Origin of the sequence: Kitasatospora sp. NPDC059577 (genome assembly GCF_042735475.1) — a bacterium.
GTDB lineage: Bacteria > Actinomycetota > Actinomycetes > Streptomycetales > Streptomycetaceae > Kitasatospora.
In genome coordinates, this window is the sequence record NZ_JBHWBZ010000016.1 from 23,580 (window position 1) to 30,371 (window position 6,792).

A 6,792-nucleotide genomic window follows, 5' to 3' on the forward strand; every position below is an offset into this window, starting at 1 on the left:
GCCCCGGCGGCCGGCGGGCGCGCGCGGCCCCCCCCCCCCGCCCGCCCGCGCCCCCCGCGCGCCCGGCGCCCCCCCGCCCCCGCCCGCCCCCGCCCGCCCCCCTCGACTGCGGTACGGGACCGGCTCGTTCAGCGTTCGGCGCGCCCGTGCAGCACCAGGGAGCGGGTCAGCGCCAGCAGACCGCCCGTGCACAGCGCGGTGCGGAGCATGTTGACCGGCACCCAGGTGTCGGCGAACCTGGCCCGCACGGCCGCGAAGTCGGTGATCTGGGACGGGTCGCCGGCGGCCGCCAGCTGGTTGTTCAGCGGGATGTTGACGCCCATCGTCACCAGCAGCGCCACCACGTACAGCACCGTCGCGGCCGCCGCCCACAGCGCCGCCTGACGCCGGCCCGCCTTGTGCTGCAGCCACGCCGCGACGCCCGTCGCGACGAAGGCGCCGACGAACACCAGGCCGAACATCCCGTTCTCGATCGACTTGTTGATGTGCTGCATCGCCGTGACGTACGTCCGGTCGTCACCGGCCGCCAGACCCGGCATCACCGACACGTCGAAGGCGAAGAACAACCCCGCCATCAACCCCATCGCGACGGCGGCGCCCGCCAGCAGCGGACCGGCGGCCTTGCTGCGCGCGGCGGGGACGGCCGGGGCCGCGCCGCCCGGCGCGAGGCCGGAGAAGGACTGTGGAGCGGTGTAGGAAGCAGGGGTCGCGGTCTGGTCCGAGCGCATAGGTGATCCTTCGGTTCTCCCCGGTCCCCGCCCAGCGCGGGGACCCTCCCGGTACCCGGCGCACCGGCCTCCTCACCGCGTCCGGCCGGAGCCGGCGTGGACGGTCAGGGGGCCGGCACCGCCCGGCACCGACGATCTTGTGAACTGCCGTGCGAACGGCAGGTCTTGCCCTCCCGGCAGGTCGTAGCCTCCCGGCAGGTCCTGCTCTCCCGGCGGGTCGGCCGGGGGTCGTTCCTGCGGCTGGTCACGCGTTCCACACGCCCGAGGCGGCGGCCTCACGGGCGTAGTCCCCGAAGTCCCGCGGCTCACGCCCCAGCGCCCGCCGCACCCCGTCACCCAACGACGCGTTGCGACCGTCCAGGATCACCGAGAACAGCTCCGCGAAGTCCGCCGGCAACCCGGCCTCCTCCAGCACCCGCCGGTACGACTCCGGCGACACCGCCTCGAACCGCACCTCACGACCCACCGCCCCCGACAACTCCACCGCCACATCCGCGAACGACAACAGCCGCGGCCCCGTCAGCTCGTACACCTCACCCGCGTGCCCCGCCTCCGTCAACGCCGCCACCGCCACATCCGCGATGTCCTCCACGTCCACGAACGGCTCCACCGCACCCCCCACCGGCAACGCCAACTCCCCCGCCAGCACCGGCTCCAGGAAGAACGACTCACTGAAGTTCTGGTTGAACCACGCACACCGCACCACCGTCCACGCGGCCCCCGACTCCATCACCGCCTTCTCCCCCGCCTCCGCCGCCTCCTCACCACGCCCCGACAACAGCACCAGCCGACCCACCCCCCGCGCCGCCGCCAGCCGCGAGAACGCCCCCACCGCCTCCACCGCACCCGGGAACGCCAGATCCGGGTAGTACGTCAGGTACGCCGCACTCACACCCTCCAGCGCCGCCTCCCACGTCCCCTCGTCGTTCCAGTCGAACGGCACCGCACCCGACCGCGAACCCACCCGCACCCCGTACCCCAGGGCCGTCAGCCGCTCCGCCACCCGACGACCCGTCTTGCCCGTACCACCCACCACCAGCACGACACCGGCATCCGTCGAAAGATCCACCACACCAGCCATCACGATCACCCTCGCTCGGAGTAGAACCAGTCGGACCGGCCGCACGCGTCCCGGATCCTGCGATCCGTTCGCGTCCGTCCTCGTGTCCACCAGTCAATGCCACTCCGGGCCGGCGAACCATAGCCTCCGCACTCAGCTCCATGCGCGAGCGTCTACGCCCTTGACACGCCCTCGCGCCGCCCCGCACGGACCCGGCCGTCCCGGGTCCGCGTTTCCTCCGCCCACCACCAGAACACACCCAAGCCACCATGAACCACCCGTCTCGACCGGGCTTCCAGCGGCTCTTGAGCACCCGGCGGCGGTGGCGCCACCGCGCGGCGAAAACGGTGTGGCGGGCGGGCGCGCACGAGCGCTATGCTCCCGCCGATGACCACTCACGCTGATCACAGAATGGGGGTCCCGTCCGCGAAGAGTGAGTGCTGATGCTCACTCCCACCACGAACGGGAACGACTCCCGACTCCACTTCTGGCGGCGCGTACGCGAGTACGCCGTGCCGCCCACCATGATCGAAACCGCCACCGCCCGCCGTCTGGCCGGGGATTGGTCCGGGGCCTGCGCCGCCGCCAACGTCGAGGTCGACTTCCGCCTCGGGGACGTCGCACGCACCCACGGCCGGGAGCTCGCCGACCGACTGCGCGCCGATCTCCGGTGCCTCGCACCGGACTTGCTGCGCTGGCACCTGCCGAGATCCGCACCCGACGGGCTGCTGCGGCCCGGGCTCACCATGCCCCTGGCCCGCTACCCGGGCGAGCGTCCGGTGTCCCTGGTGGTCCGCACGCCGCCCGCCTGGGCGGAGTACGGCCAGCGGATCGCCCTGGCGCTCTGGGACGGCTCCGGCGGCGACGGACGGTCCCCGCACCCGCATCCGCACCCCAGTCGCCGGTTCCGCTACGACCTGCACCGGCACCTCTGGGACGCCGGGCGCAGCGGGGAACTGGCCGAACGGGCCGGCCCCGGAACGTCGACCGGCACGTCAACCGGCCTGGTGGACAACGGAGTCGGTGGCCCGACGCTGCGCCGCGCCGTCGACCGGTGGGCCGCCGAGGCCGCGCTGCTGCGGCGTGCCGACGCACACCCCGACGGGCCCGTCGTCGTCCGGCTCGAACGCCGGCGACGCCTGCTCCTCGGGCCGGACGGCCGCAGGACGGACGCCACCGGGGACACCTCGGCGCTGCCCCTGCTGCCCGACGCCGCGACCTGGGCCCCGCCCGACGTCGACCTGCTGCGCACCGGCGCGATCGCGCCGGACCGGCTGCACCCGCTGGTGGCCGCCGCGCTGGCACCCGGGCACCCGTCCCGGGCGGACCCGCGCGATCCGCCCCGGTCCCAGCGGCTGGTGGACTGCCGAGGGGCGCGGCACCGGATCGGCCTGGTCGACGGGGTGCTCACCCCGCTCGACCACGATCCGGCCGAACTGCGCCGCGAGGAGCTGCTCACCGCCCTCTCGGGCACCCCGCTGCCCTGCCTGCGCGCGATCGACCTGGCTCACCTCCGTCCGAACGCGCTGGACGGTGTCCGCGAGCGGCTGGACCACGGCGACACCGCCGGGGCACTGGCCGTGGTCGAGGACCTGCTCGGCCGAGAGGCAGTGCTGCGTGACGGACCGCTGCGGGACGAACTGCGGGCGGCCGCGGAGCGGCGGATCGCCTACGGCCTCTACCGGGCCGGGCTGACCGCGCCCGGGCGCGCCGGCGTCCCGTTCCGCCGCCCGCGCCCGCCCCACGCACGCCCCTCCCGGGTCTCCCGATCCGCCCGCCTCGCCGACCTCTGTCGCGCCTTCTACCCCTGAGGCCGTCACCGGCCGCCGAACGTCGGCCACCGAACACTGCACGCTGAACGACCGTCCGTACCTGACCACTTGAGGTGATCACCCATGCCCGTTTCCATGCCTGTTTCCATGCCCGCACCCGCCACCGACCTCCGCCCCGAGGCCACCCGCCCCGAGGCCCGCCCCGACATCGCCCACCTCGACTCCGCCCGCCTCGACGTCGCCCGCCGGCTGCTCGACCTGCTCGGCGACACCACCACCGAACCCCGCGCCGACCCCCAGCTGGAAGCCCTCACCCTGGCCGTCGCCGCCGACCTGCCCGTCCTGCTCTGGGGCGAGCCGGGCATCGGCAAGACCGCCGCGCTCAACCAGCTCGCCGAAACCCTGGAACTGCCGCTGACCACGGTGATCGCCAGTGTCCACGAGCCCTCCGACTTCTCCGGGCTGCCCATCCTCGGCGACGACCCGGCGCAGCAGGGCGTACCGATGGCCCCGCCGGACTGGGCGGTGCGGCTGGTGCGGGCCGGCCGCGGACTGCTGTTCCTGGACGAGCTGTCCACCGCGCCTCCCGCCGTCCAGGCCGCACTGCTCAGGCTGGTCCTGGAACGGCGCATCGGGACGCTCCGGCTACCCCCCGGCGTACGGATCGTGGCCGCCGCCAACCCGCGGTCGTCGGCGGCCGACGGCTGGGAGCTGAGCCCGCCGCTGGCCAACCGCTTCGTCCACCTGCAGTGGGTGCACGACCACGAGGTGGTGGTGCGCGGCCTCGGCGGCGTCTGGCCGGTCGCCACCCTGCCGCGGCTCGACCCGCTGGCGCTGCCGGAGGCCGTCGCGCTCGCCCGGCGCGCGGTGTGCGGGCTGCTGACCGCCCGCCCCGAACTGGTGCACCGGCTGCCCACCACCGAGACCCGGCGCGGCGGCGCCTGGCCGTCACCGCGCAGCTGGGACATGACGCTGCGGCTGGTCGCCTTCGCGACCGCCGCCGGCTCCTCCCGCGAGGTGCTGTCGCTGCTGGTCCGCGGGACCGTCGGGGACGGCCCGGGCCTGGAGCTGATGGCGAGCATGGACCGGATGGACCTGCCCGACCCGGAGGACCTGCTCGCCGACCCGGCGGGCGCGGAACTGCCCGAACGCGGGGACCTGCGCCAGGCCGTGCTGGACGGGGTGGTCGCGGCCGTGCGCAACCGGCCGGACCGGCAGCGCTGGGATTCGGCCTGGGCCCTGCTGGCCCGGGCCATGGAGACCGGCGCCCCGGACCTGCTGGTCGTCCCGGCCACCACGCTGGCCTCGCTGCGCCGGGAGGACTGGGACGTACCGGAGTCGATCGAGCGGCTCGCCCCGGCGCTGGCGCTCTCCCGCCGCGCCGACCTCGCCGCCGCCCGGGTCGCGGCGAAGGCGGGCCGATGAGCACGGCCGTCACGCCCGGCCCCGCAGCGCCCGGCCCCGCAGCGCCCGGCCCCGCAAAGCCGGGCCCCGGGAAGCCGTACGCCCGGAACCCGGACCCCGCTGAGCCGAACCGCGGAAAGCCGGGCAGCGGAGATCCGGTTCCCGCGAAGCCGGATACCCGGTATCCGGTCCCCGGGAATCTGGACCTGGAGAAGCTCTACGCCGCCCGCCTGCAGGCCGTCCGGGCCCGGCCGTACCTGGCGACCGCCCTGTTCGCGCTCCACCTGGTGGAGTCGCGGGAGGTACCGACCATGGCGGTGGACCGCTACTGGCGCTGCTACGCCTCACCGGTCTTCGTCGACCGCACCCCGGTGGAGGAACTCGCCGGCGTCTGGGTCCACGAGGTGTCCCACCTCCTGCGCGACCACCACCGGCGCGGCACCCGGATCGCCCGCGAACTCGGCCTGGAGGGCCCGGCCGCGCAGCTGCGGACGAACATCGCCGCCGACTGCGAGATCAACGACGACGTGTACGGGGACGGTCTGGTGCGGCCGTCCGGGGCACTGCGGCCCGACAGCCTGCAGCTGCCCGAGGGACTGCTCATGGAGGAGTACCTGCGGCGGTACCGGTTCCACCCGCGGACCCTGGACGCGGCCTGGCTGGACTGCGGCAGCGGCGCCGACGGCACGGACCGACCCTGGGAGCTGGGCCCCGGCGGCGCCCACGGGCTGAACGCGCAGGAACGCGACGCCGTCCGCTTCCGGGTCGCCGAGGGCCTCCGGGGCCGGCCCGGCAGCGCCCCGGCGGGCTGGCGGCGCTGGGCCGAGGAGGCCTTCCACCCGCCGCAGCCCTGGCGGCAGTTGCTGGGCGCGGCGGTGCGCTCGGCGGTCGCCGGGCCGGGTGCGGGCGAGGACTACAGCTACGGCCGCCCGGCCCGCCGCTCGGCCGGGGTGCCGGGCGTGCTGTTGCCGAGCCTGCGGCGGAGGCCGCCCCGGGTGGCGGTGGTCATCGACACCTCCGGGTCGGTCTCGGACGACGAGCTGGGCAGCGCGCTGCTGGAGGTCGCGGCGATCGGCCGGGCGGTCGGCGGCCGCCGGGACCAGGTCAGCGTGGTCCCCTGCGACGCGGCCGCCCAGGCCGTCCACCGGCTCTGCACGTCGGCGGGCATTCCGCTCCTCGGCGGTGGCGGCACCGACCTGCGCACCGGTTTCCGCGCCGCCCTGCGGTCCGGCCCCCGTCCGGACGTCGTGGTGGTCCTGACCGACGGCCAGACCCCGTGGCCGTCGGTCCCGCCGCCGTGCCGCACGGTCGTCGGCCTCTTCCCCCGGCCCACCAGGTACGACGAGGACGACCCGGACTACCGCCCGGAAGCCCCGCCGGACTGGGCACGGGTGGTCACCATCGGGTGAGCACGGCCGCCCGGCGAGGGCTCGACGGGCTCGACGGGCTGGACGGGCTGGACGGGCTGGACGGGCTGGACGGGCAGTGTGGACGCGCCGCTTCACCCGGGCGGTCGGCCGGCAGCGAGGACGTCGGGGAGGCCCACGGCGGGGCAGCCCGGCAGGTCCGTCGGCGTGCGGTCAAGGAGGCGCGGTGAGCCGGGCGCCGGTCGTGTCTGCGGGCCCGGCGCATGCACCACGGGCTGGATGCCCGGTCGGCCGCACCGGTACCGGGTTCCGCTCCGACGTGTCCGGCCGGTGAGGTCCGGAGCGTCCCGGGGCGGCGGCGACCGCGCAGGGTGCGGCCGCCGGGGCGGCCGGGCGGAGGGGTCCGCCGGTCGGGTATAAACAAATCCCATACCACGCAACCAACTAGAAACTGCGGTTCG

At 75.5% G+C, this 6,792-nt stretch carries 6 protein-coding genes; 4 read left to right on the forward strand and 2 right to left on the reverse strand.

The window, feature by feature from the left end:
• Positions 1 to 128: 128 nt before the first annotated feature.
• On the reverse strand, positions 129 to 728 hold the full coding sequence (locus ACFV0O_RS15615; protein ID WP_380341435.1) for a DUF1772 domain-containing protein: 600 nt from the start codon (positions 726 to 728) through the stop codon (positions 129 to 131).
• Between the two features lie 244 nt (positions 729 to 972).
• Positions 973 to 1,809 (reverse strand): NmrA family transcriptional regulator, encoded by an 837-nt coding sequence (locus tag ACFV0O_RS15620; RefSeq protein ID WP_380341591.1) that lies wholly within the window; start codon positions 1,807 to 1,809, stop codon positions 973 to 975.
• A 422-nt stretch (positions 1,810 to 2,231) separates the two neighbouring features.
• On the opposite strand from ACFV0O_RS15620, the gene ACFV0O_RS15625 reads away from it, so the two are divergent.
• From ACFV0O_RS15625 to ACFV0O_RS15640, 4 genes are all read left to right on the forward strand, one after another.
• Positions 2,232 to 3,599, forward strand: a complete 1,368-nt coding sequence (locus tag ACFV0O_RS15625; protein ID WP_380341438.1) for a hypothetical protein — start codon at positions 2,232 to 2,234, stop codon at positions 3,597 to 3,599.
• A gap of 96 nt (positions 3,600 to 3,695) precedes the next feature.
• Positions 3,696 to 4,985: an AAA family ATPase gene (locus ACFV0O_RS15630; protein ID WP_380341441.1), complete on the forward strand. Its 1,290-nt coding sequence runs from the start codon at positions 3,696 to 3,698 to the stop codon at positions 4,983 to 4,985.
• Positions 4,982 to 6,373, forward strand: coding sequence for a VWA-like domain-containing protein (locus ACFV0O_RS15635; protein ID WP_380341444.1), 1,392 nt, complete (start codon positions 4,982 to 4,984; stop codon positions 6,371 to 6,373). Before ACFV0O_RS15630 ends, ACFV0O_RS15635 begins: the two co-directional genes overlap by 4 nt.
• Positions 6,370 to 6,561 carry a hypothetical protein gene (locus ACFV0O_RS15640; RefSeq protein ID WP_380341446.1) on the forward strand — a complete coding sequence of 64 codons (192 nt, stop codon included), beginning with the start codon at positions 6,370 to 6,372 and terminating at the stop codon, positions 6,559 to 6,561. The genes ACFV0O_RS15635 and ACFV0O_RS15640 overlap by 4 nt, the downstream gene beginning before the upstream one ends.
• Positions 6,562 to 6,792: the final 231 nt, after the last annotated feature.